Source organism: Leisingera sp. ABM4_103, assembly GCF_056158685.1.
On sequence record NZ_JBSWTU010000005.1, the window covers coordinates 1,386,675 to 1,409,573 of the forward strand.

Sequence of the window (22,899 nt, forward strand, 5' to 3'; positions counted from 1 at the left end):
TGCTCCCGGAAAATCCCAACCGGCGGATTACGGCAGCAGGGCAACTGACCCTTTGTGAATGCCCTACTGCCGTCCTATAGAGGGTCATGGCTAAGGCAGTGGCAAAGAAGAAGAAACCCAAGAGCAGCAAGAAGACGGCGAAGCGGCAGATTCAGCCGCTGCGCTGGCTGCGGCGCTGGGCGTTGCGCGCGGTGCTGGCGGTGGCGGCGGTATTCCTGTTCCTCATCCTGCTGTTTTCGGTGGTGAATCCGCCGGTCACCCATACCATCTGGGCCGAGCAGCGCCGCTTGGGCGAGGTGGACCGGATGTGGGTGCCGCTGGAGGAGATGGCGCCGGTGCTGGCGCGCTCTGTCGTGGCGGCGGAGGATGCGCAGTTCTGCCGCCATTGGGGCTTTGATGCGCGCGCCATTCAGGCCGCGATCGAGGCGGGCGGCAGCCGCGGCGGCTCGACCATATCGCAGCAGGTCGTCAAGAACGTGTTCCTGTGGCAGGGCCGCAGCTGGCCGCGCAAGGTGCTGGAGACGCTGCTGACTCCGGTGGTCGAGGCAGTCTGGAGCAAGCGGCGGATCCTTGAGGTCTATCTGAACGTTGCCGAGATGGACGAGGGCGTGTTCGGTGCCGAGGCCGCGGCGCGCAAGTATTTCGGTGTCGGCCCGGATCAGCTGAGCGCCCGCCAGGCGGCGCTGATCGCCGCGGTTCTGCCCAATCCCAAGGAACGTTCGGCCCGCAAACCCTCGAACTTCGTGCAGCGCCGGGCGCGGCAGATTCAGGACGGGGCGGCCACGATTCGCGCAGACGGGCGGGCGGATTGTTTCGAGGATTGAATCTTTCTCCCGGCCAAGGCATTGCTGGGTATCCGTAGTCACGTTTCTGGAGATCCCCTGTAGCCATGGCGCGCCTGTACCACGTTCCCCTGTCCCCCTTTTGCCGCAAGGTTCGGCTGTCGCTGGCGGAGAAGAAGATCGAGGTTGAGCTGGTCGAGGAGCGCTATTGGGAGCAGGATCCCGATTTCCTGCGCCGCAACCCGGCGGCCAAGGTGCCGGTGATCCGGCTGGACGGCCAGATGATGGCCGAAAGCGCGGCGGTCTGCGAATACCTGGAGGACACCAGGCCGGAGCCGCCCTTGATGCCAAAGGATGCCGCGGGCCGCTATGAGGTGCGCCGGCTGGTGAGCTGGTTTGATGACAAGTTCCACCACGAGGTGACCTCCAAGCTGCTGTATGAGCGGGTGAACAAGAAGATCACCGGCGAGGGCTATCCCGACAGCCGCAACGTCAAGGCGGGCGCCAAGGCGATCAAATACCATCTGGATTACATGGCCTGGCTCCTGGACCACCGCCGCTGGCTGGCCGGGGACATGATGACGCTGGCGGACTTCGCCGCTGCCGCCCATCTGTCGTCGCTGGATTACATTTCGGACGTGGACTGGAACCGCTCGGCGGTGGTCAAGGACTGGTACGCCAAGATCAAGTCGCGGCCCGCGTTCCGCTCGATCCTGGCCGATCAGGTGCCGGGCTTCCGGCCGCCGCCGCATTACACTGATCTGGATTTCTGATATCAACGGGTTGAGGGGCGCTGCCCCTCTTGGGCCTTAGGCCCAATTCACCCCGGAGTATTTGGGGAAAGATGAAAGACGGATCCGGCATCAAGCAAAGACTGGTTGCGCAGGCGCTGGCGGAGGGGTTTGTCGCCTGCCGGGTCTGCCGCCCGTGGGACGTGCCGGAGGTGCCGGGACGGCTGCAGGCCTTTCTGGAGGCGGGCTATCACGGACAGATGGGCTGGATGGCGGAGCGCACCCATTGGCGGGGTGATCCGGCGCAGCTGTGGCCCGAGGCGCGGTCGGTGATCATGCTGGCCGAAAGCTATACGCCTGATGAGGATCCGATGGCGGTGGTGGGGCAGGCGGACCGCGGTGCAGTCTCGGTCTATGCCCGGAACAAGGATTATCACGACCTAGTCAAGAAGCGGCTGAAGCGGCTGGCGCGCTGGCTGATTGCACAGGCCGGAGAGAACTGCGAGGTGAAAGTCTTTGTCGATACCGCGCCAGTGCCGGAAAAGGCGCTAGGCCAGGCGGCGGGCTTGGGCTGGCAGGGCAAGCACAGCAATCTGGTGAGCCGGGATTGGGGTAATTGGGCCTTTTTAGGCTCTGTTTTCACCACGTTGGAGCTGCCTGCGGACGAGGCGGAGCGGGACCGCTGCGGGTCCTGCCGGGCCTGTCTGGACAGCTGCCCGACCGATGCCTTTCCGGCGCCCTACCAAGTCGATGCGCGGCGCTGCATTTCCTACCTGACCATCGAGCACAAGGGGGTGGTGGCGGAGGAGCTGCGGGAGAAGATGGGCAACCGGATTTACGGCTGCGACGACTGCCTGGCGGCTTGCCCGTGGAACAAGTTTGCGGTGGCCGCCAGCGACATGCGCTATGCCGCGCGCGAGGAGCTGAAGGCGCCGAAGCTGGCGGAGCTTGCCGCCCTGGACGATGCGGCGTTCCGGTCGATGTTCTCCGGCTCGCCGATCAAGCGGATCGGGCGCGACCGGTTTGTGCGCAATGTGCTTTACGCCATTGGCAATTCCGGTCTGCCGGAGCTGCGGCAGGTGGCGCAGCGGCTGGCGGAGGATCCGGACCCGGCGGTGGCGGATGCGGCGGCTTGGGCGGTTCAAAGGCTTTCGTGACGCAAACAGGATGGACGGGCCGCAAATAGGCGTTACACCCGGTCCGGCGAACAGAGTTTGAGAGGGCTGGGCATGGCGCTGTTGCTGGGAGTGGACACGGGCGGAACCTATACCGATGCGGTGCTGATCCGCGACGAGAAGGAGGTGATCGCTTCAGCCAAGTCGCTGACCACGCGCCAGGATCTGGCGATTGGTGTTGGCGGCGCGATCCGGGCGGTGCTGGAGCAATCCGGTGTCAAGTCCGAGGACGTGTCGCTGGCGGCGCTGTCCACTACTTTGGCCACTAATGCGCTGGTCGAGGGGCAGGGCGGCCGGGTGGCGCTGATCTATATCGGCTTTAAAGAGGACGATTTGGACCGGCACGGGCTGCGGGACGCGCTGAAGGGCGATCCGTCGCTGGTGCTGCCGGGCGGCCATACCCATGCGGGCAGCGAGGCGGCGCCGCTGGACGTGGAGGCGCTGGAGATGTTTCTGCGCACCGAGGGGCAGGGGGTGACGGGTTTTGCCGTTGCCGGTGTCTTTGCCACCCGGAACCCGGCGCATGAGATGGAGGCCGCGCGGATCATTCATGAGCTGACCAGTGCGCCGGTCACCTGTTCGCACCAGCTGTCGGCCAAGCTGAACGGGCCCAAGCGGGCGGTGACGGCAGTGCTGAACGCGCGTCTGATCGGGATGATCGACCGGCTGATCGGCCGGGCGCAGGACACGCTGCGCGACCTGGGAATCGAGGCGCCGATGATGGTGGTGCGCGGCGACGGGGCGCTGATGAGCGGCGAGCAGGCGCGGGAGCGGCCGATCGAGACCATTCTGTCGGGGCCGGCGGCCTCGATCGTGGGGGCGCGCTGGATGACCGGTGTGGAGCATGCGCTGGTCAGCGACATCGGCGGCACCACCACCGATGTGGCGCTGATCCGGGACGGCAAGCCGGCGATTGACCCGGCCGGTGCCCGGGTCGGCGAGTTCCGCACCATGGTCGAGGCGGTGGCGATGCGGACCACCGGTCTCGGCGGTGACAGCCAAGTGCATCTGAACACCAGCGGCCTGTCTGGGGGGCTGACCCTGGGGCCGCGACGGGTGGTGCCGGTCTCGCTGATAGCCACGGATGCGCCGGAGGTGGTGCATGCGGCGCTGGACGAACAGCTGCGCAATACAACGGTGGGCGAGTTCGACGGGCGTTTCGTGCGGGCGGTGCCGGGGGTGCCGGTGGCGGGGCTGAGCGAGCGCGAGGCCGGGCTGCTGGCGCGGATCGGGATGCAGGTGCACCCGCTGGGAAGCATTCTGCGCACCCGGATGGAGCACGGCTCGCTGAACCGGCTGGTGGACCGCGGGCTGGTGCAGGTGTCGGGGGTGACGCCTTCGGACGCGAGCCATGTGCTGGGCCGGGTCGCTGCCTGGGACCGGGAGGCGGCGGAGAAGGCGCTGACACTCTTTGCCCGCCGCCGGGTGGGCAGCGGCGACATGGCGGCGAAGGATGCGGAAACGATGGCGCAGATGATCATTGATCAGCTGACCGAACAGACCGCCCTGACCCTGTTGGAGTTTGCCTTTGCCGAGGAGGCCGAGAGCTTTGGCCTGCCGGAGAAGGAGCTGGCGCGGCATGTTCTGCTGCAAAAGGGGCTTGCCCGGCACCGCGGCCTGCTGGCGCTGGATGCCTCGATGAATGTGGATGTGGTGGGGCTTGGCGCCTCTGCCCCCGGCTATTACCCGGCGGTGGGGGAGCGGCTGCATTGCAACATGATCCTGCCGGAACACGCGGGCGTGGCCAATGCCATTGGCGCGGTTGTGGGCCGGGTCACCATGCGGCGGAGCGGCACCGTGACGTCCCCTGCGGAGGGAAAGTACCGGGTGCATCTGGAGAGCGGCCCGGTGGATTTCCCGGCCTCTGACGACGCGCTTGCTGCGTTGGAGGCAGCCTTGGCCGAAGAGGCGCGCGGCGCGGCGGAGGAGGCCGGTGCCGAGGATATTCATGTGCATGTGGAGCGGGATATCCGCACCGCGCAGGTGGAAACGCGGGAGGTGTTCGTCGAGGGCACGCTGACGGTGGAGGCCAGCGGCCGGCCGCGGGTGGCGCACGCCTAGGTGTCTTGGGCTGTAAAGCGGGTTTTCCGGGAAAACCCGCTGCCTCCGGCGGGGATATTTTAGGCCAGATGAAGCACGGATGCTTGCTGGAGATCCGGCAAGTGAAATGCCCCGCCGGGTGCGGCGGGGCTGAAAGCGCTTTGTCAGAGCCTATTCCGCGGCGGCGCCGCGTTTGGGCAGCACCCAGTCGGGGCGCGGGAAATGGCAGGTGTAGCCATTGGGCAGCCGCTGCAGGTAGTCCTGATGCTCCGGCTCTGCCTCCCAGAAATCGCCAACCGGCTCAACCTCAGTCACCACCTTGCCGGGCCAAATGCCGGAGGCGTCGACGTCGGCGATAGTGTCCTCGGCCACCGCTTTCTGAGTGTCGTCCACGTAGTAGATCGCCGAGCGGTAGCTCATGCCGATGTCATTGCCCTGGCGGTTCAGGGTGGTCGGGTCATGGATCTGGAAGAAGAACTCCAACAGCTCCCGGTAGGAGGTGACGGCGGGATCGAAGACGATCTCGATCCCTTCGGCATGGGTGCCGTGGTTCTTGTAGGTGGCGTTGGGCACGTCGCCGCCGGTATAGCCGACGCGGGTGCTGATGACGCCGGGGCGCTTGCGGATCAATTCCTGCATGCCCCAGAAACAGCCGCCTGCCAGGACGGCGCGTTCGGTGGTGCTCATTTCACGGTCTCCACTTGGTTGATGTAGGCGCCATAGCCCTCGGCTTCCATGTCGTCCAGATGCACAAACCGCAGGGAGGCGGAGTTGATGCAATAGCGCAGGCCGCCCCGGTCCATCGGGCCGTCGGGGAAGACATGGCCCAGGTGGCTGTCGCCATGGGTGGAGCGGACCTCCGTGCGGATCATGCCGAGGCTGCGGTCCTCCAATTCTTGGATATGGGCGGATTCGATCGGCTTGGTGAAACTGGGCCAGCCGCAGCCTGACTCGTATTTGTCGGAGGAGGCAAACAGCGGCTCGCCCGAGACGATGTCGACGTAGATGCCCGGCTCCTTGTTATGGAGCAGCTTGCCGGTGCCGGGGCGTTCGGTGCCCGCATTCTGGGTCACATAGAACTCTTCCTCGGAGAGGGCGGCAACGGCGTCCGGGTTCTTGAAGTATTTGGTCATGGTGTCCTCCCGCCTGTTCGCGTTTGGTGCAGAACATGGGGTCTGGATGCGCAAATGCAAAGCCCTGTTACAGGCGGCTCGCAAAGCCGTGTGCTGCAGAGGCCGGACCCGGGGGCGGGCGCGGGGTCAGGCCGCGAAGGCGCCGGCCAGGTCGCCGGGCAGGTCAAATTCCCGCAGCACCCGGGCGCGAGCCTCTGCCGACATCTTGCGGGCGGTCTTTTCGACGATGCGCTGCACTTTGTCCGCCGGATGCTTGGCGGCGAAGGGGGCGAAATACCACTTGAGGAAGACAAAGCAGATGATGTCCTCCAGTGCCTGCACCTGATCGTCGCGCTTGATGCCTTCCTTGCGCAGCATCCTGGCGGCGGCCTCCGTATCTTCGGCGCCATAGCCTGCGTCCTGCATCAGGGAGGTGACCACATCGGCGTGGTGCACTGCCTCGGCCTTGCGCCAGGCGAGATAGCCGGCCCGGCCTTCGGGGAAGGCATCGCGGGCGAGCTTCCAGCGTTCCACATGCTGGCCGCGGGCGGCGATCTGCAGCACCTCGGAGGCGTCCGGGAACAGGCGTTGCTGCTCCTGGCTCATCCGCTGGCCATAGAGCAGCGCGGCGGGCTGGCCGTCTTCCAGGTTGGGGTCCTGGGCGTTGGCGGCGTCGATCGCCTCCAGTACCTGGGTCAGTTTCGCGCTCATGCGGCGTCCTCCTGTTGGGGTCTTGAGGGTCAGGTTAAGCCGTAAGCGCGAGAGGTTGCAACGGGCCGCGCCGCGTCAGCGGCAACGGGTCCAAGGGGCGGGGACGGGCGTCAGCCCGGCTTTGCCGCGCGGGAGAGCTCCGTTTTACGCCGGTCCGCCTGTCTTGCGAGCTGAACGGCCAGAATGCCGCCGGTAACGATGGCGACGCCCAGCAGGTCGAGCGGCCCCAGTTTTTCGCCGAGCAGCACGCTGGCGATGGCCACGCCGAACACCGGGTTCAGGAAGTGAAACGTCGCAGCGCGCACCGGGCCGATGCGGTTCAAGAGGAGCACCCAGATAAACGTGGCCATCAGCCCTGGCACGATGGTGGTGTAGGTAAAGGCCAGCGCCAGACGCCAGGTGGGGGTGATAAAAATCTCCTCCGTCAGCGGCGCCGCCACGAACAGGATGGCGGAGCCGACCAGCATCTGCAGCCCGACCACCATCATGAAGTTGCCGCCCGAGGTGGCGCCGCGCAGGGCGAGGGTTGCGGCAGTGAGGGCCAGCACACCGATGACGCAGAGGCCAACGCCCAAGAGGTCGACACCTGCGCTGAGCCGTGTGCCCATGATCAGCGCGACGCCCAGGATGCCGGCCGCCAACCCGGCGTATCCCAAGGGGCGCAGCCGCTCGCCGAACAGGGCCCAGCCGGCCAGCGCCACCAGCAGCGGCATGGTGGAGGCGATGATTGCGGCCAAAGAGGCCTCGATCCATTGCATGGCGACGAAGTTCAGGCCGAGGTAGAGCGCGTTCTGGCAGATGCCGAAAATCACCGTGGCCCGCCACTGGCCCGGCGTCAGCCGCCAAGTCTGCCCCATGGCGCGGGCGATGGCGACACCGATCAGGCCGGAAATCAGAAAGCGGACCGCCAGCGAGAACAGCGGCGAGGCGTCCTGCACAATGATCCGCGCCGAAGTGAAGGCGGAGGACCACATCAGGGCAAAGGCCAGCCCCATGGCAATAGCGCGCGCATCCATCGTGAGTTCCTTTCTCCCGCGGCGGACCTTCGGGGAAATGCGGGTAGAGATCAAGCCGGACAGAGCCGTGGCCAGCTGAGCCGGGCCATCAGGACCTGCCAGCTGGCGGCGAGGCCGCGCTGCAGAGAGGTGCCGGCAATGGTCCGCGTTGCAGGGCCGAGGCTGGTGCCGGGCAGCAGCGCCGCGCTCAGGATCAGTATAAGGTTTACTTCAGTCATCCGGCAGCGCTCCCCCTCGTTTACCGGAGGGTGCGCCCGCTGTGCCGCGTTGGCAAGCAGCAACGCTGCGGCGGCGGGCGAACAATCAGCCGGCGCCCACTCATAGGCAAAAGAAAAGGGCCGCCCGCTGGGGCAGCCCTGAAACCGTCCGGAATTTGTCCGGTATCAGCCGTTGACGCTGTCTTTCAGCGCTTTGGCGATGGTCATCTTGACCACCTTGTCGGCTTCCTTGGTGAACTTCTCACCAGTGGCCGGGTTGCGCACTTCGCGCTCGGGGCGCTCACGGCAGTAGATCTTGCCGACGCCCGGCAGGGTCACGGCACCGCCGCCCGACACTTCGCGGGTGATCAGCGAGCAGACCGCTTCCAGCGCAGAACCTGCAGTTTTCTTGTCACTGCCCATTTCCTCGGCCAGTGCGGCTACAAGCTGGGTTTTGGTCATCGGTTTGGACATTCTTCGTCTCCTTAAAGCTGCCCGAACTGTGGGGCCTCATCGCGAGACATTATCGTTATGTTGTATGGTAACACAACTTCTTGTGTGCTCCACATAAGGCAAAACAGGCATTTTTTCCCGGAAAACAGCGAAAATCAGCCTTACAAGAAGGCGGTTTCGTCGAACGAGCGCAATTTCCGGCTGTGCAACCGCTCCAGAGGCATGCCGCGCAAACGCTCCATTGCTCTTATGCCGATTTGCAGGTGGCGTGCAACCTGGGTCCGGTAAAAGTCCGACGCCATGCCTGGCAGTTTCAGCTCGCCGTGCAGCGGCTTGTCTGAGACGCAGAGCAGCGTGCCGTAGGGCACCCGGAAGCGGTAGCCGTTGGCGGCGATGGTGGCGCTTTCCATATCCAGCGCGATGGCGCGGGATTGGGACAGGCGCTGTACCGGTCCGGATTGGTCGCGCAGCTCCCAATTGCGGTTGTCGATGGTGGCGACGGTGCCGGTGCGCATGATCCGCTTAAGGTCGAAGCCTTCGTATTCGGTGATCTCCGCCACCGCTTCTTCCAGCGCGACCTGGATTTCCGCCAGCGCCGGGATCGGGGTCCATATCGGCAGGTCATCGTCCAGAACGTGATCCTCGCGCAGGTAGCCGTGGGCAAGGACGAAGTCCCCCAGCGCCTGTGTGTTCCGCAACCCTGCGCAATGGCCAACCATCAGCCAGGCATGCGGGCGCAGAACCGCGATGTGGTCGGTGGCGGTCTTGGCGTTCGAGGGGCCTACGCCGATGTTGACCAGGGTGATGCCGTTCCCGTCCTCCCGTTTCAGGTGGTAGGTGGGCATCTGCGGCAGCTTGGCGATCTCCGGGATTTTAGAGGCCGGGTCGGTGATCTCGTGGTCGCCGGTGCTGACAAAGCTGGTGTAGCCGGAACTGGGATCCGCCAGCTGGGCGCGGGCATAGGCCTCGAACTCTGCCACGTAGAACTGGTAGTTGGTGAACAGAACGTGGTTCTGGAAATGCTCGGCGCTGGTGGCGGTGTAGTGGGTCAGCCGGGCCAGTGAGTAGTCGATGCGCTGGGCGGTGAACAGCGACAGCGGGCCGGTGCCGTTGGCGGGCTGATGGGTGCCGTTGACGATGTCATCGTTGGTGGTCGACAGGTCCGGCACGTCAAAGACGTCGCGAAGGGTGAAGCCGGCGGCGCCGTCCTGGGGCACCGTCAGGTCCGGGCGCGAAGCCACCGCGAAATGCACCGGGATCGGGGTGTCAGAGACGCCGATGATCACCGGCTGGCCGTGGTTGCGGATCAAGAGGCCGATCTGCTGGATCAGGTAATTGCGGAACAGGTCCGGCCGCGTCACTGTGGTGGCATAGGTGCCGGGCGCAGAGACATGGCCAAAGCTGAGGCGGCTGTCCACCTGGGCGAAGGTCAGGGTGGAAAAGCGGATCTCCGGGTAGAAGGCGCGGATGCGCTGGTTGTCCGGCGCGCCGTCGGCCATCGCGCGGGAGAATTCCTCGCAGATGAAGCCGGTGGCCTGCCGGTAGAGCAGCTCCAGCCGGTCGACGGCCTCGGTTGCGTCGTTGAAGCTTTCGTCCGGCGGGTGGCCGGGATGTTTTGTTGTTATCATTGCGCGGGCTCGATTACCGGGATTTTCTGGAATGTGCGGACGTCGACAAGGCCCAGGTCGGAGATCCTGAGTTCCGGGATCACCACCAGCGCCAGCAGCGAATGCTGCATATAGGCGTTGTTGAGGTTGCAGCCGCAGGCCTGCATCGCCTCCATCATCACCTGCGCCTTGGCGGCCACTTCGGTGGCCGGGCTGTCGGACATCAGGCCTGCAATCGGCAGCTCGACCAGGGCCAGCTCCTCGCCGTCCTTGTAGAGTGTGATGCCGCCGCCGACCTCGGCCAGCCGGTTGGCAGCCAGCGCCATCTGTTCGCGGTCGGTGCCGACGACGATCATGTGGTGGCTGTCGTGCGCCACGGTGGAGGCCATCGCCATCCTGCCAGTGTAACCGAAGCCCGAGGCAAAGGCGTTGGTGACGCCGCCGGTGGCGCGGTGGCGCTCGACCAGAGCGATCTGGCAGACTTCATCGGTGCCCTCGACCAGCCCGTCCACCACCGGCAGCTCGGCGCGCAGCGCCTTGGTCGGGGCCTGGTTTTCGACCACGCCGATCACGTTGGCGGTGACTGCATTGGCGCCCTCGGGGGCGGCGAGTTCGAAGTCCCTGGCGGTCAGCTCATGGTCCAGATGCACGGTGCCGCGGGCGCTGGCGGGCCAGTCGTAATGCGGGCATTCGACCTTGATAGAGCCTGATTCCGCAACGATCTGGCCGCGGGCCACCACCACCTCGATGGGCAGTTCGCGCAAGTTCGAGGTCAGGATCACATCGGCGCGGCGGCCGGGGGTGATGGAGCCGATCTCGCGTTCCAGCCCGAAATGGGTGGCGGTGTTGATCGTCGCCATCTGCAGCGCGATCACCGGGTCGCAGCCGCAGGCAATGGCGTGGCGCACCACCCGGTTCATGTGGCCGTCGTTGACCAAGGTGCCGGAGTGGCAGTCATCGGTGCAGAGGATGAAGTTGCGCGGATCCAGGCCCTTTTCGGTGACGGCGGTGATCTGGCTTTCGACGTCATACCAGGCAGAGCCCAGCCGCATCATCGATCGCATCCCTTGGCGCACCCGGGCGATGGCGTCGGCCTCGCAGGTGCCCTCGTGGTCGTCCGCCGGGCCGCCCGCCACATAAGCCGCGAAATCGGGGCCAAGGTCGGGGGAGGCATAGTGGCCGCCCACGGTTTTTCCCGCGCGCTGGGTGGCGGCGATTTCCGCCAGCATCTTGGGGTCGGCATTGGCAACACCGGGGAAGTTCATCATCTCCCCCAGGCCAATGATGCCAGGCCAGTTCATCGCCTCGGCGACGTCCTCGGCCGAGATTTCATAACCGGTGGTCTCCAACCCCGGTGCAGAGGGCGCGCAGCTCGGCATCTGGGTGAAGATGTTGACCGGCTGCATCAGCGCCTCGTCATGCATGTAGCGCACGCCGTCCAGACCCAGCACATTGGCGATCTCATGCGGGTCGGTGAACATCGAGGTGGTGCCATGCGGGATCACCGCGCGGGCGAATTCCGCAGGCGTCAGCATGCCGGACTCAATATGCATATGCGCGTCGCACAGGCCGGGGATCATGTAGCGGCCGTTTGCCTCGATGATCTGCGTCTCCGGACCGGTGCAATAGGAGGCATCCGGCCCGACATAGGCGATGCGGCCCGCCTTGATCGCAATATCATGATCCGGCAGCTGCTCGCGGGTGTGGACGTTGACCCAGATGCCCTGGCGGATCACCGTATCGGCCGGCGCACGGCCTGCGGCTACTTCGATCAATTGCGGGGCGGTGTCGGGCCAGCTCGGGAAAATAGTATCTGACATAATCCAATTGTTCCGATTGCGGGCGGGAAGGCAAGCGGATTGCTTGCATTGCCATCAAAGCTTCACACCAGCGGTGGAAAGGCGCCGAAGGCTGACGCATTTGGCGTTGCCGCGGGAAGGCGTCCTGAGAAGACTGCGGGCATGGATTATGACACAACAGACGCGGAGAGTTTCGGCCGCTCCCTGCGCGGGATCGGGATTAACCTGCTGGTGCGGGATGTTCCGGCTGAAGTTGCCTTTTTAGAGACTGTTTTTGCCATGAAGGGCCATCGGGTGAGCAAGGATTTCGCCATCATCACCTATGGCGGTCATGTGTTTCAGCTGCACAGTGACGGCACCTATGCGGAAAATCCGCTGCTGGGGCTGCTGCCGGAAAACCCGCCGCGCGGTGCCGGGATTGAGGTCCGGCTTTATGACACCGATCCGGATGCGGCATCGGCGCGGGCGGAGGCGGCGGGCTTTACCGTCATGCAAGCGCCCGCGGACAAGCCGTACGGCCTGCGCGAAGCCTATATCCTGTGTGAAAACGGCTATGCCTGGGTGCCCAGCCGGCCCAAGGGGTAAGCTATGGAAATTCCTCCCCTTTCGCTGGGGCGCCGGCCGGTCCATGCTGGGCGGAACCATTTGGATGCCGCGAGGGACCGCTGATGCACGCCATTGCCGATACAACTGCCCTGGTCGAGGAGGGAGTGCTGACCCCCGATCAGGCCCGCACCATCGAGACGCGCTCGCGCGAGGTGATGGTGTCGCTGGCGGTGAATGCGATCCTGTGTTTCGGGATCATCGCCGCCACCGCCGGCTTCATCTTCTGGCTGGCCGATCCGCTGGCGGTGGCGGCCACCGGCATCCTGATGCTGGGCGGCGGCCTGGCGGTTCTGGCGCGCGGAAGCGAGACGCTGCGGATGTTCGGCAACTCCGCCACGCTGATCGGGGCAGGCATGCTGATGGGCGGCGCCGGGATTGAGCTGGTCGACAAATACGAGGACATCGCCGGCTGGGTGATGCTGCCCGCCGGTGCGCTGGTGGCGCTGATCTGCACCTGGCGCTGGCGGCACGGGGCCTGGTCCACGGGGTTCGTTTTGGGGGCGGTCCTGCTGATGGGGCTGGCGATGCACCTGGCGGGGATCGAGCTGCTGCTGCAGCGATACGGCATCGGCTCACCGCTGCGGAACCTGGCGCTGCTCTATTACGCGGCGGCGCTGGCGCTGGCCGGCTGGCAGGTGGACGTGCGCTTTGTCACGGCACTGGCGATTGCCCCCTTTGCCCAGATGCTGGAGACCGGCACCAGCTATTTCCACGCGGCCTATGTGTTCTATTCGCCAGAATCGACGCTGACGATTCTGCAGATGGTGCTGCTGATCGTGCTTTGCGTCTGGGGCGCGTCCCGGCTGGCAGAGCGCGACGCCCGGCATCTGCGCATTCTGGCGATCCTGGGATTTGTGGTCGCGAACCTCTGCGCGCTGGTCGGCTCCTTGTGGGGGGATGTGGTGGGTGAAACCGTTTGGGGGCCGGGCCGCTACAGCGATGGCTACGAGGACTGGGAAGCCTATGCGGCTGCACGCGATACCTTCCGCGACAGTGCGCTGTTCATTTCTGAGAATGTCTATTCGGTGCTGTGGGCGGCTGTACTTGCGGCGGTGATCTTCTGGGCGGCGCAGCGGCACCAGCGCGGGCTGTTCAACGCGGCGCTGACCTTTGCCGCGATCCACGCCTATACCCAGGTGTTCGAATCCTTCGCAGATGAGCCGCTGGCCTATGTGATCGGCGGCCTGGCCGCGATCCCGCTGGCCTGGGGGTTGTGGCGGCTGAATCTGTGGATGGCCGCCAAGCAGGGCTAACGGTGGGCGGAATCGCCCACCCTACGTAGGGTGGGCAATTTGCCCACCACCGCGCAAGGTCCGCGGAGTGACACCAAACTCCGCCTTGAACGCCCGTGTCAGCGCGCTGGGGTCGTCATAGCCGCAGCGCAGGGCAATCTCCGAGACGCTCAAAACAGTCTCTAACACAAGCTTTCTCGCCTGTATCAGCCGCAGCCGCCGGTAAACCGCCTGCGGTGTCGCGCCGAGTTCGGCGTTCATCCGCGCCTCCAGGTCCTTTTGGCTGCGGCCCGCTTTCCTGGCCACGGCAGCAATCGGCAACGGCGCCTCCAGATTGGCCTGCATCACCGCAACCGCGCGGGCCACGGACTTGCCGCGCACCAGGATCGGGTCCTGGGTTTCGGTCGCCTCGGGTGCCATGAACAGTGTGGCAACCTCCAGCCGCAGGGCTGCTCCGTGCTGCTCGCCGATCAGCTCCATCATGGTGTCAAAGGCCGCAAGAGCGCCAGTGCAAGTGAAGCGGTTGCCGTCCCAGACCTGCCGCGCGCGCTCGGCTTGCACATCTGGAAAGGCCTCCGTGAAGCGGTTCAGCTCCTCCCAGTGGATGGTGGCGCGCTTGCCGTCCAGCAGCCCGGCTGCGGCCAGCAGCCAGGCACCGGTGTCGAAACCGGCCATAGCCTCATACCGCCGCGCCGCGGACTTCAGCGCCCGGGCGGTTGTCACAGTGGCATGGCGCAGGAAATCGTAGGAGGGCATCGCGATCAGCAGGTCACCGCTGCAATCGCCCAGCGTCGCATGCGCCCGTACCTCCATGCCCGAGGACGAAACGGCTGGCCCGCCATCCAAGGTCAGGAACCGCCAGGCATAGACCCGCCGCCCGGCGAAAGTGTTGGCGGCGCGCAGCGGCTCTACCGTGTTGGCCAGGCAATGGGCCGAGAAGGCATCAAACAGCAGCACATCCAATTGCTGCGTTGCAGCGGTATCTTTTGTCCAACTTCGCATGATCTTGTCTATCCCTGCATGATGGGTGCCGACAAGCGGCGTATTCTGATCCGCAACAGATTTGCGAAGGAACACCGCCATGCAGTTCGGGATGACCGAAGAACAGTCGATGATCGTGGAGACCACCCGCGCCTTTGTGGAAAAGGAGCTCTATCCGCATGAGGCGGAGATTGAGCGCACCGGCCATCTGGATATGGACGTGATCCGCGACGTGCAGAAGAAGGCGATGGAAGCAGGGCTTTATGCCGCCAACATGCCCGAGGACGTGGGCGGTGCCGGCCTCGATACCCTGACCTGGCTGATGTACGAAAAGGAGTTGGGCCGCGCCAACTATGCGCTGCACTGGACCGGTGTTGCGCGGCCGTCGAACATCCTGCTGGCGGGCACCGAGGAGCAGAAAGAAAAATACCTGTTCCCCTGCATGAAAGGCGACAAATGGGACTGCCTGGCGATGACCGAGCCAGACGCGGGCTCCGACCTGCGCGGCATGAAGGCGACTGCGCGCCAGGACGGCGATGACTGGATCCTGAACGGCACCAAGCATTTCATCAGCCACGCGGACATCGCCGATTTCGCGATTTGCTTCATGGCCACCGGGGTTGAGGACACGCCGCGCGGGCCGAAGAAGAAGATCACCGCCTTCTTTGTCGACAAGGGCACGCCGGGGTTTGAGGTGCGTGACGGCTACGGCAATGTCAGCCACCGCGGCTACACCAACGCGGTGCTGGAGTTCGACGACTGCCGCCTGCCGTCCTCGGCCATTCTGGGCGAAGTCGACAAGGGGTTCGAGGTGGCCAACACCTGGCTGGGCGCCACCCGCCTGCAAGTGGCCGCCACCTGCCTGGGCCGCGCTGAGCGTGCGCTGCAGCACTCGATCGAATACGCCGCCGAGCGCAAGCAGTTCGGTCAGCAGATCGGCAAGTTCCAGGGCATCTCTTTCAAGCTCGCCGACATGGCGCTGGAGCTGAAGGCTGCGAACCTTTTGACCTGGGAGGCCGGCTGGAAGTTCGACCAGGGCACCGTCACCGAGAGCGACATGTCGATGGCCAAGCTGAAGGCAACCGAGATGCTGGCCTTTGTCGCGGACGAGGCGATCCAGATCCACGGCGGCATGGGCCTGATGGACGAGCTGCCGCTGGAACGCATCTGGCGCGACGCGCGGGTGGAGCGTATCTGGGAAGGCACCAGTGAAATCCAGCGGCACATCATCAGCCGCGAGATGCTGCGCGCCGTCGGAGGCTGATCTATGACCCGATCCGGGAAACCTGTTGTTACCATTACCTACTGCATAGGCTGCAACTGGCTGCTGCGGGCGGGCTGGATGGCGCAGGAGCTGCTGCAGACCTTCCAGGACCAATTGGGCGGGGTGACACTGGTTCCCGGAGATTTGGGCGGGATCTTTGAGATCCATGTTGACGAGGAGCTGGTCTGGGAACGCAAACGGGACGGCGGCTTTCCGGATGTGAAAGAGCTGAAGACCCGCGTGCGCGACCGGATCGACCCGGAGCGGGATCTGGGCCATCTCGACCGGCCGGCACCTTGAAACCCAGCAGTTTTTTCGCCTTCGGCGAGGATATTTGAAGGCCAGAAGAAGAATGAAACCAGATCCAGCCCCCAGAGGGCAACACCGCAACCGGGGGCCTTCTCCTGGAGCGGTCATCGGCGTCCCCGCCTGTACCGCGGAATCAGCGTTGCCGATTCTGGTTAATGAAACCCTACGCGTCTTCTGGCTGAACATATCCCCGCCGGAGGCTCCCGAACTCTCAACCAGCGGAACCGCCAGAAAATGACACGCGACCTTTCACGCCTTTTCCGTCCCAAATCCATTGCTGTAATCGGTGGCGGCGCGTGGTGCCGCCTGGTGATCGAGCAATGCCAGAAGATGGGGTTTGAGGGCACTATCTGGCCCGTCCACCCAAAGGCCGAAGAGGTCGCGGGCTTGCCTGCCTTCAAGGACGTGGACAGCCTGCCGGAGGCGCCTGATGCAGCCTTCATCGGGGTGAACCGCTTCGTCACTATCGAGGTGGTGCGGGGGCTTTCGGCGCGCGGTGCCGGGGGGGCAGTGTGCTTTGCTTCCGGTTTCCTGGAGGCCGCCGCTGAGGATGCCGAGGGCGCGGACCTTCAGGCGCAGCTCTTGGAAGCGGCAGGCGACATGCCCTTCCTCGGCCCTAACTGCTATGGCTTCATCAACTACCTGGACGGCGCACTGCTGTGGCCGGATCAGCATGGCGGGGTCCGGGCGGAAAAAGGCGTGGCGCTGGTCACCCAAAGCTCCAACATTGCGATCAACCTGACCATGCAGAAACGCGGCCTGCCGGTGGCCTATGTGGTGACCGCGGGCAACCAGGCGCAATCGGGTATTGCCGCAATTGGCGAGGCGCTGCTGGAAGACGACCGTGTCACCGCGCTGGGCCTGCATATCGAGGGCTTTGGCGATCTGCGCGCGTTTGAGGCGCTGGCCGCCCGGGCCCGCGAACTGGGCAAGCCGATTATCGCTTTGAAGGTCGGTAAATCGGCCGAGGCCCAGGCCGCAACTGTTTCTCATACCGCCTCGCTTGCAGGCGGCGACGCGGGGGCCGGGGCTTTGCTCTCACGCCTTGGCATTCCGCGTCTTGATGACCTGCCGTCCTTTCTGGAGACGCTGAAGCTGTTGCATGTGACGGGGCGTCTGCCCTCGAATCGCATCGCAACCATCAGCTGCTCCGGCGGGGAGGCAAGCCTGGCCGCAGACACCGGCCACGCGCGGAGGGTGGAGTTCCCGCCCCTGAACGACCGCCAGAAAACGGACCTGCGGGAGGCGCTGGGCCCTATGGTGGCGCTGGCCAATCCGCTCGACTACCACACCTATATCTGGCGCGATGCCGAGGCGATGACCCGGGCGTTTGCGGCGATGATGGACCCGCAGCTGGCGATGACCATGCTGATCGTCGACTTCCCGCGCGGCGACCGCTGCGATGCGTCGGACTGGGAATGCGCGATCCAGGCCGCCATCGGCTCGCACGAACGGACCGGGGCCAACGTCGGTCTGGTGGCGACGTTGCCCGAACTGCTGCCGGAGGATGTGGCGGCTCGGCTGATGGAAGCGGGGGTGGTTCCATTTGCCGGCCTCAGCGAGGCCATCGCCGCCTGCGAGGCCGCCAGCCTGCCGCTGCCGGATGCGCCGGCACCGCTGTTGCTGCCGACACCAGCCGTGGACCCTGACCTGGTGCCGGAGGCCGAGGCTAAGTGGCAACTGGCAAGTTACGGTCTGCGCGTTCCGCGCTCCAAACGGGCGGCCTCGGCCACAAACGCCCGCGCGGTAGCGGTGGATGTCGGCTTCCCGGTGGTGCTGAAGGGCGAGGGCGTGGCCCATAAGACCGAGGCAGGCGCCGTGGCTTTGAACCTGAACTCTGGACAGGAGGTGAGCGACGCTGCCTTCAACATGCCCGCCTCGCGCTTTCTGGTCGAGGAAATGGTCACCGGTGCGGTCGCGGAGCTGCTGATCGGCGTGGTCAAGGATCCGGCGCATGGCTTTGTCATGACCTTGGCAGCGGGCGGCACCCTAACCGAGCTGATGCAGGACAGCGCCTCCTTCCTGCTGCCGGCTTCGGATGCGGAAATCGAAACCGCACTGAAGTCCCTGCGCATGGCGAAGCTGCTGGAGGGCTACCGCGGCGCCCCTGCGGCGGACCGCGAGGCGATCCTGCGCGCCATCCGCGCGGTGGAAGCTTATGTGATGGAAAACGCGCTGGGTCTGGAGGAGATCGAGATCAACCCGCTGCTCTGCACGCCTTCGGATGCGGTGGCGGCGGATGCGCTGATGCGCCGGAAATACTGAGGCTTCGGCCTGGACAAGGAACGGCATGACCCATGCCAGGAGGAGACGACATGAGTGAAAGCCCAGAGAACAGCCCCGTGAAAACCCGCCGCGACGGCGCCATTCTGGAAGTGACGCTGGACCGGCCCAAGGCCAACGCCATTGATCTGGCCACCAGCCGGGTGATGGGAGAGGTGTTCCGTGATTTCCGCGATGATCCGGAACTGCGGGTGGCGATCCTGACCGGCGGCGGCGAGAAGTTCTTTTGCCCCGGCTGGGACCTGAAGGCGGCGGCTGACGGCGATGCGGTGGATGGCGATTACGGCGTCGGCGGTTTCGGCGGGCTGCAGGAGCTGCGCGATATGAACAAGCCGGTGATTGCCGCGGTGAACGGCATCGCCTGCGGCGGCGGGCTGGAGCTGGCGCTGTCGGCGGACATGATCATCGCCGCCGATCACGCCAGTTTTGCGCTGCCGGAAATCCGCTCCGGCACTGTGGCGGATGCAGCCAGCGTCAAGCTGCCCAAGCGCATCCCCTATCACATCGCCATGGAGCTGTTGCTCACGGGGCGCTGGTTTGATGCCGAGGAGGCCAACCGCTGGGGCCTGGTCAATGAGATCGTGGCGGCGGATCAGCTGATGGACCGCGCTTGGGAGCTGGCGCGCCTCTTGGCCTCCGGCCCGCCGCTGGTCTACGCGGCGATCAAGGAGATCGTGCGCGACGCCGAGGACAGCAAATTTCAGGACGCGATGAACCGGATCACGCAGCGCCAGCTCAAGACGGTGGATGTGCTCTATGGTTCCGAGGACAACCTGGAAGGCGCCCGCGCCTTTGCCGAGAAACGCGATCCGGTCTGGAAGGGGCGCTGACACAGCACGCCGTCAGGCGGGCTGCCGGGCCCAAGGCTGCGGGTGGCATCGAAGATGCCGCCCAAAGGCGCGGGAGCTCCCGCCTGCTCCGGTACATCTGAAAATGTCCCTGCACAGTTGGGCCCGGCGCCGCGCGCTGCGCGGCGCTCTCCCTTTCCGGCGAACTGGCTGCCTGACCTTGAACCGGACTGAGTTTGGCCAGCTACACTTTCTGGAAAAGGGCTATCAGTGCAGTGTCGTTCTTGTGCGCTCCGGTGGCGCCCGGGCCGTAGATCGGCACTTCAGTCAGGGTGAGGTTCTTGGTCCATTGTCCGCGCAGCAGCCGGTCGAAGGCGTCTGTAAACCCGGCTTTCTCGTAAAACCTGGCATTCACGGAAAGGGCAAACCAGGCATCGGGCGCGGCCACCCTTAGCAAGGCGGGCAGCACTTCAGGCCCGAGGTGGCCATGGGTGAAGGTGCCGGAGGAGACCACCCCGCGATAAGAGCTGCGCGGAACCGGGATCCCTTCCAGCAGGTCGGCCTCGATCACGTCGCGGTAGGCATCCTTGCGCAGGGCTTCGGCCAGCATGGCAGCGCTGATGTCGGTGGCGTCGACGGGTTCTACCCCATACGTCCGCAAAGCTTGCCCGCAGAGGCCGGTGCCGGCACCCACGTCCAGAACCGGGCCGGTTCCCCCGGCATCGGTAAATGCCTTGGCAGTCAATCCGGGCAGGAGGTAGTCCTGCCCGGCGGCGAAATCCTGATCGTATGAGTCGGCCCAATCCCCGTACAGCCGTTTGGAATCGGCAGGTGTCTGCAGGGCGTAGGCGTCTGAAAGTCCCGGTTTCCGATTGTCCATGGCGGCCATGAAAAGGCGGAAGTAGATTCGAATCAACCCTTGCGCCCCGGGCGTGGCCAACGCATCTAGGAGACATGGAGAAAACGCTGCTTTGTCTTGGATTTGGCTATACCGCACGGGCGCTTGCACGGCATCTGCCTGCTGAGGGCTGGCGGATCATCGGCACCTCGCGCGAACCGGTCGAGGCTGACGGGGTGGAGATGATCACCTGGCCAGGGCAGGAGGTGCCGCTGGATGGCGTGACCCATATTCTGGATTCCATCGGCCCCAATGCAGAGGGCGACCCGGTGATGGCGGCGATGGGGAGCAGGATTGCCGCGGCTCCCGATCTGGAATGGGTAGGCTACCTATCCACCACAGCTGTCTACGGGCACCACGACGGCGCTTGGGTGGACGAGGATACGCCTGTAACGCCTTCCAGCCAGCGCGGCGACTGGCGCGCCCTGGCGGAGGCGCAATGGCAGGCCATCCCCGGCCTGCCGCTGCACATCTTCCGCTTGGCCGGCATCTATGGCCCAGGCCGCGGCCCCTTTGCTAAGCTAATGGCGGGCAGGGCGCGGCGGATCATCAAGCCGGGGCAGGTGTTTTCCCGCATCCATGTCGACGATATCGCCCAGGTGCTTGCGGCCTCCATCGCACAACCGCGCTCCGGTGCCATCTATAACGTCTGCGATGACGACCCGGCCCCGCCGCAGGATGTGCTGGGCCATGCCGCCGAGCTGCTGGGCTTGCCAGTGCCGGCCGAGGTGCCCTTTGACGAGGCCGGCATGACCCCGATGGCGCGCAGCTTCTATGGCGAGAACAAGCGGGTGCGGAACCGCCGCATCAAGGACGAACTGGGGGTGGAGCTGCTCTATCCCACCTACCGAGAGGGGCTGCGGGCAGTGCTGGAGGCCGAGGATATGGAGAGCTTTGTGCCGCCAGCCGAGCCGCCGGGAGTGTGACATAAGTCAGCCGTGGCACTTGCGTCCCGGCCTACGGCTAACCCCTGGTGACGGGCACCTTAAGCCCGCTTTTCCCCAATTGTCGCCACGCCCAGAACCTCCAGCACCTTGGCTTCGATCTGCGGCGCGTTCATGGCCGCAATCTCATACATGTCTGCCGGGCTGGCCTGGTCGATGAAAGTATCGGGCAGCACCATCGAGCGGTACTTGAGGCCGCTGTCGAACACGCCTTCCTCAGCCAGCAGCTGCGCGACGTGGGAGCCGAAGCCGCCCACCGCGCCTTCCTCGATGGTGATCAGCGCTTCGTGTTCGGCGGCAAGTTGCAGGATCAGGTCCCGGTCCAGCGGCTTGGCAAAGCGGGCGTCGGCGATGGTCGGGGTGATGCCCTTGGCCGCGAGCGATTCTGCCGCTTTTTTAACCTCGCCCAAACGGGTGCCAAAGGACAGGAGCGCAACGCGCTTGCCCTGCTGGATCATCCGGCCCTTGCCGATCTCCAGCACCTCCGGGGTGTCGGGCATCTCGACGCCTTCGCCCTCGCCGCGCGGGTAGCGGAAGGCGATGGGGCCGTCGTCATGGGCGGCGGCGGTGGCGACCATATGGACAAGCTGGGCCTCGTCAGCGGCGGCCATCACAACCATGCCGGGCAGGTTGGACATGAAACCGATGTCGAAACTGCCGGCGTGGGTGGCGCCGTCTGCGCCCACTAGACCTGCACGGTCGATGGCAAAGCGAACCGGCAGGCGCTGGATTGCCACGTCATGCACCACCTGGTCATAGCCGCGCTGCAGGAAGGTGGAATACATCGCGCAGAAGGGCTTCATACCGCCCGCGGCCAGCGCTGCAGCAAAGGTGACGCCGTGCTGTTCGGCAATGCCGACGTCAAAGCAGCGCGAGGGGTAGCGTTCGGCCATCAGGTTGAGGCCGGTGCCATCGGGCATCGCCGCGGTGACGGCGCAGATCTTGTCGTCCTTGGCGGCGTGCTTCACCAGCTCATTGCCGAAGACAGAGGTGTAGGAGGGTGCGTTGGAGGGCGCCTTCTTCTGCTCGCCGGTCACCATGTCGAACTTGGCAGTAGCATGGCCCTTGTCGCGGGCGCGCTCGGCGGGGCCGTAGCCCTTGCCCTTCTTGGTCAGCACATGGATCAGAATCGGGCCGGTGGCACGCGCCTTGACGGTGCGCAGAACCGGCAGCAGCTGGTCCATGTCGTGGCCATCGATGGGGCCAAGGTAGGAGAACCCAAGTGCTTCGAACATCGTGCCGCCGACGGCCATGCCCTTGAGCATGTCCTTGGCGCGTTTGGCACCTTCGCGGAAGGGTTCCGGCAGCAGCGAGACCGCGCCCTTGGCGGCGGCCTTCAGCTCCTGGAACGGCTCGCCCGCGTAAAGGCGCGAGAGGTAGGAGGACAGCGCGCCCACTGGCGGGGCGATCGACATTTCATTGTCGTTCAGGATCACGAACAGCCGCTTGCCCAGGTGGCCTGCGTTGTTCATCGCCTCAAACGCCATGCCGGCCGACATTGAGCCGTCGCCGATCACCGCGATGGCGTCGCCGTTGCCCTCGGGGATCACGCCGCCCAGGTCGCGCGCCACGGCAAAGCCAAGCGCGGCGCTGATCGATGTGGAGCTATGGGCAGCACCGAACGGGTCGTAAGGCGACTCGGAGCGTTTGGTGAATCCGCTGAGGCCGTCCTTCATCCGCAGGGTGCGGATTCGATCGCGGCGCCCGGTGAGGATCTTGTGCGGGTAGCACTGGTGGGACACGTCCCAGATCACCTTGTCGCGCGGGGTGTCGAATACTGCGTGCAGGGCGGTGGTCAGCTCCACCACGCCAAGGCCCGCGCCGAGGTGGCCGCCAGTGACGGAGACGGCGGAAATGGTTTCCTGCCGCAGCTCGTGGGCCACCTGCACCAGCTGGGCATCCGTCAGCCCCTTCAGATCCGCGGGGCGCGTGATCTGGTCCAGAAGCGGGGTCTTGGGCCGGTCGGGCATG

The 22,899-nt window shown here is 65.2% G+C and carries 22 protein-coding genes; 11 read left to right on the forward strand and 11 right to left on the reverse strand.

Features of this window, described 5'->3' with window-relative positions; all coding sequences use genetic code 11:
• Nucleotides 1–86 precede the first annotated feature (86 nt).
• From mtgA to ACXAED_RS08215, 4 genes are all read left to right on the forward strand, one after another.
• Complete coding sequence (gene mtgA, locus ACXAED_RS08200; protein ID WP_475048609.1) at nt 87–824, forward strand: monofunctional biosynthetic peptidoglycan transglycosylase; 738 nt, start codon at nt 87–89, stop codon at nt 822–824.
• 65 nt (nt 825–889) lie between these two features.
• Nucleotides 890–1,555, forward strand: a complete 666-nt coding sequence (gene fzlA / locus ACXAED_RS08205) for an FtsZ-binding protein FzlA (RefSeq protein ID WP_475048611.1) — start codon at nt 890–892, stop codon at nt 1,553–1,555.
• 71 nt (nt 1,556–1,626) lie between these two features.
• On the forward strand, nt 1,627–2,670 hold the full coding sequence (queG, locus tag ACXAED_RS08210; RefSeq protein WP_475048613.1) for a tRNA epoxyqueuosine(34) reductase QueG: 1,044 nt from the start codon (nt 1,627–1,629) through the stop codon (nt 2,668–2,670).
• Between the two features lie 72 nt (nt 2,671–2,742).
• On the forward strand, nt 2,743–4,749 hold the full coding sequence (locus tag ACXAED_RS08215; RefSeq protein WP_475048614.1) for a hydantoinase/oxoprolinase N-terminal domain-containing protein: 2,007 nt from the start codon (nt 2,743–2,745) through the stop codon (nt 4,747–4,749).
• A 150-nt stretch (nt 4,750–4,899) separates the two neighbouring features.
• Here the strand turns inward: ACXAED_RS08215 and msrA are convergent, their stop codons facing one another.
• From msrA to ade, 8 genes are all read right to left on the reverse strand, one after another.
• Complete coding sequence (gene msrA / locus ACXAED_RS08220; RefSeq protein ID WP_475048615.1) at nt 4,900–5,415, reverse strand: peptide-methionine (S)-S-oxide reductase MsrA; 516 nt, start codon at nt 5,413–5,415, stop codon at nt 4,900–4,902.
• A complete protein-coding gene (msrB, locus tag ACXAED_RS08225; protein WP_475048616.1) occupies nt 5,412–5,861 on the reverse strand; it encodes a peptide-methionine (R)-S-oxide reductase MsrB in 450 nt (149 codons plus the stop codon). Before msrB ends, msrA begins: the two co-directional genes overlap by 4 nt.
• Nucleotides 5,862–5,987: 126 nt before the next feature.
• On the reverse strand, nt 5,988–6,551 hold the full coding sequence (locus tag ACXAED_RS08230; RefSeq protein WP_475048619.1) for a DUF4202 domain-containing protein: 564 nt from the start codon (nt 6,549–6,551) through the stop codon (nt 5,988–5,990).
• 110 nt (nt 6,552–6,661) lie between these two features.
• Nucleotides 6,662–7,567 (reverse strand): DMT family transporter, encoded by a 906-nt coding sequence (locus ACXAED_RS08235; protein WP_475048621.1) that lies wholly within the window; start codon nt 7,565–7,567, stop codon nt 6,662–6,664.
• Between the two features lie 50 nt (nt 7,568–7,617).
• On the reverse strand, nt 7,618–7,785 hold the full coding sequence (locus tag ACXAED_RS08240; RefSeq protein WP_475048624.1) for a hypothetical protein: 168 nt from the start codon (nt 7,783–7,785) through the stop codon (nt 7,618–7,620).
• A gap of 165 nt (nt 7,786–7,950) precedes the next feature.
• Nucleotides 7,951–8,238, reverse strand: a complete 288-nt coding sequence (locus ACXAED_RS08245) for an HU family DNA-binding protein (protein ID WP_008553440.1) — start codon at nt 8,236–8,238, stop codon at nt 7,951–7,953.
• 140 nt (nt 8,239–8,378) lie between these two features.
• The gene (locus ACXAED_RS08250) at nt 8,379–9,845 is read right to left on the reverse strand and encodes an AMP nucleosidase (RefSeq protein WP_475048625.1); all 1,467 of its coding nucleotides are present in this window, start codon (nt 9,843–9,845) and stop codon (nt 8,379–8,381) included.
• Nucleotides 9,842–11,644 carry an adenine deaminase gene (gene ade, locus ACXAED_RS08255; protein WP_475048627.1) on the reverse strand — a complete coding sequence of 601 codons (1,803 nt, stop codon included), beginning with the start codon at nt 11,642–11,644 and terminating at the stop codon, nt 9,842–9,844. The genes ACXAED_RS08250 and ade overlap by 4 nt, the downstream gene beginning before the upstream one ends.
• A 141-nt stretch (nt 11,645–11,785) precedes the next feature.
• Between ade and ACXAED_RS08260 the strand changes: the two genes are divergently transcribed.
• Both ACXAED_RS08260 and ACXAED_RS08265 read left to right on the forward strand, forming a co-directional pair.
• Nucleotides 11,786–12,208 (forward strand): VOC family protein, encoded by a 423-nt coding sequence (locus ACXAED_RS08260; protein WP_475048628.1) that lies wholly within the window; start codon nt 11,786–11,788, stop codon nt 12,206–12,208.
• 83 nt (nt 12,209–12,291) lie between these two features.
• Nucleotides 12,292–13,482 (forward strand): hypothetical protein, encoded by a 1,191-nt coding sequence (locus ACXAED_RS08265; RefSeq protein ID WP_475048629.1) that lies wholly within the window; start codon nt 12,292–12,294, stop codon nt 13,480–13,482.
• Nucleotides 13,483–13,503: 21 nt separating this feature from the next.
• On the opposite strand, the gene ACXAED_RS08270 is transcribed toward ACXAED_RS08265, so the two are convergent.
• Nucleotides 13,504–14,463 carry a GlxA family transcriptional regulator gene (locus ACXAED_RS08270; RefSeq protein ID WP_475048630.1) on the reverse strand — a complete coding sequence of 320 codons (960 nt, stop codon included), beginning with the start codon at nt 14,461–14,463 and terminating at the stop codon, nt 13,504–13,506.
• A gap of 79 nt (nt 14,464–14,542) precedes the next feature.
• Here ACXAED_RS08270 and ACXAED_RS08275 point away from each other — a divergent pair, with 79 nt between their 5' ends.
• The 4 genes from ACXAED_RS08275 (at nt 14,543) to ACXAED_RS08290 (ending at nt 19,128) form a co-directional block, all read left to right on the forward strand.
• Complete coding sequence (locus ACXAED_RS08275; RefSeq protein ID WP_475048633.1) at nt 14,543–15,706, forward strand: acyl-CoA dehydrogenase family protein; 1,164 nt, start codon at nt 14,543–14,545, stop codon at nt 15,704–15,706.
• A gap of 3 nt (nt 15,707–15,709) precedes the next feature.
• Nucleotides 15,710–16,006, forward strand: a complete 297-nt coding sequence (locus ACXAED_RS08280; RefSeq protein ID WP_475048635.1) for an Rdx family protein — start codon at nt 15,710–15,712, stop codon at nt 16,004–16,006.
• A gap of 243 nt (nt 16,007–16,249) precedes the next feature.
• Nucleotides 16,250–18,280, forward strand: coding sequence for an acetate--CoA ligase family protein (locus ACXAED_RS08285; protein WP_475048637.1), 2,031 nt, complete (start codon nt 16,250–16,252; stop codon nt 18,278–18,280).
• Between the two features lie 50 nt (nt 18,281–18,330).
• A complete protein-coding gene (locus tag ACXAED_RS08290; RefSeq protein ID WP_475048639.1) occupies nt 18,331–19,128 on the forward strand; it encodes a carnitinyl-CoA dehydratase in 798 nt (265 codons plus the stop codon).
• A 202-nt stretch (nt 19,129–19,330) separates the two neighbouring features.
• On the opposite strand, the gene ACXAED_RS08295 is transcribed toward ACXAED_RS08290, so the two are convergent.
• Entirely contained in the window at nt 19,331–19,966 is a 636-nt protein-coding gene (locus ACXAED_RS08295) for a class I SAM-dependent DNA methyltransferase (protein ID WP_475048641.1), read from the reverse strand.
• Between the two features lie 74 nt (nt 19,967–20,040).
• On the opposite strand from ACXAED_RS08295, the gene ACXAED_RS08300 reads away from it, so the two are divergent.
• Nucleotides 20,041–20,910, forward strand: a complete 870-nt coding sequence (locus tag ACXAED_RS08300) for an SDR family oxidoreductase (RefSeq protein ID WP_475048644.1) — start codon at nt 20,041–20,043, stop codon at nt 20,908–20,910.
• Between the two features lie 59 nt (nt 20,911–20,969).
• Here the strand turns inward: ACXAED_RS08300 and dxs are convergent, their stop codons facing one another.
• Nucleotides 20,970–22,898, reverse strand: coding sequence for a 1-deoxy-D-xylulose-5-phosphate synthase (gene dxs / locus ACXAED_RS08305; protein ID WP_475048646.1), 1,929 nt, complete (start codon nt 22,896–22,898; stop codon nt 20,970–20,972).
• Nucleotide 22,899 lies beyond the last annotated feature (1 nt).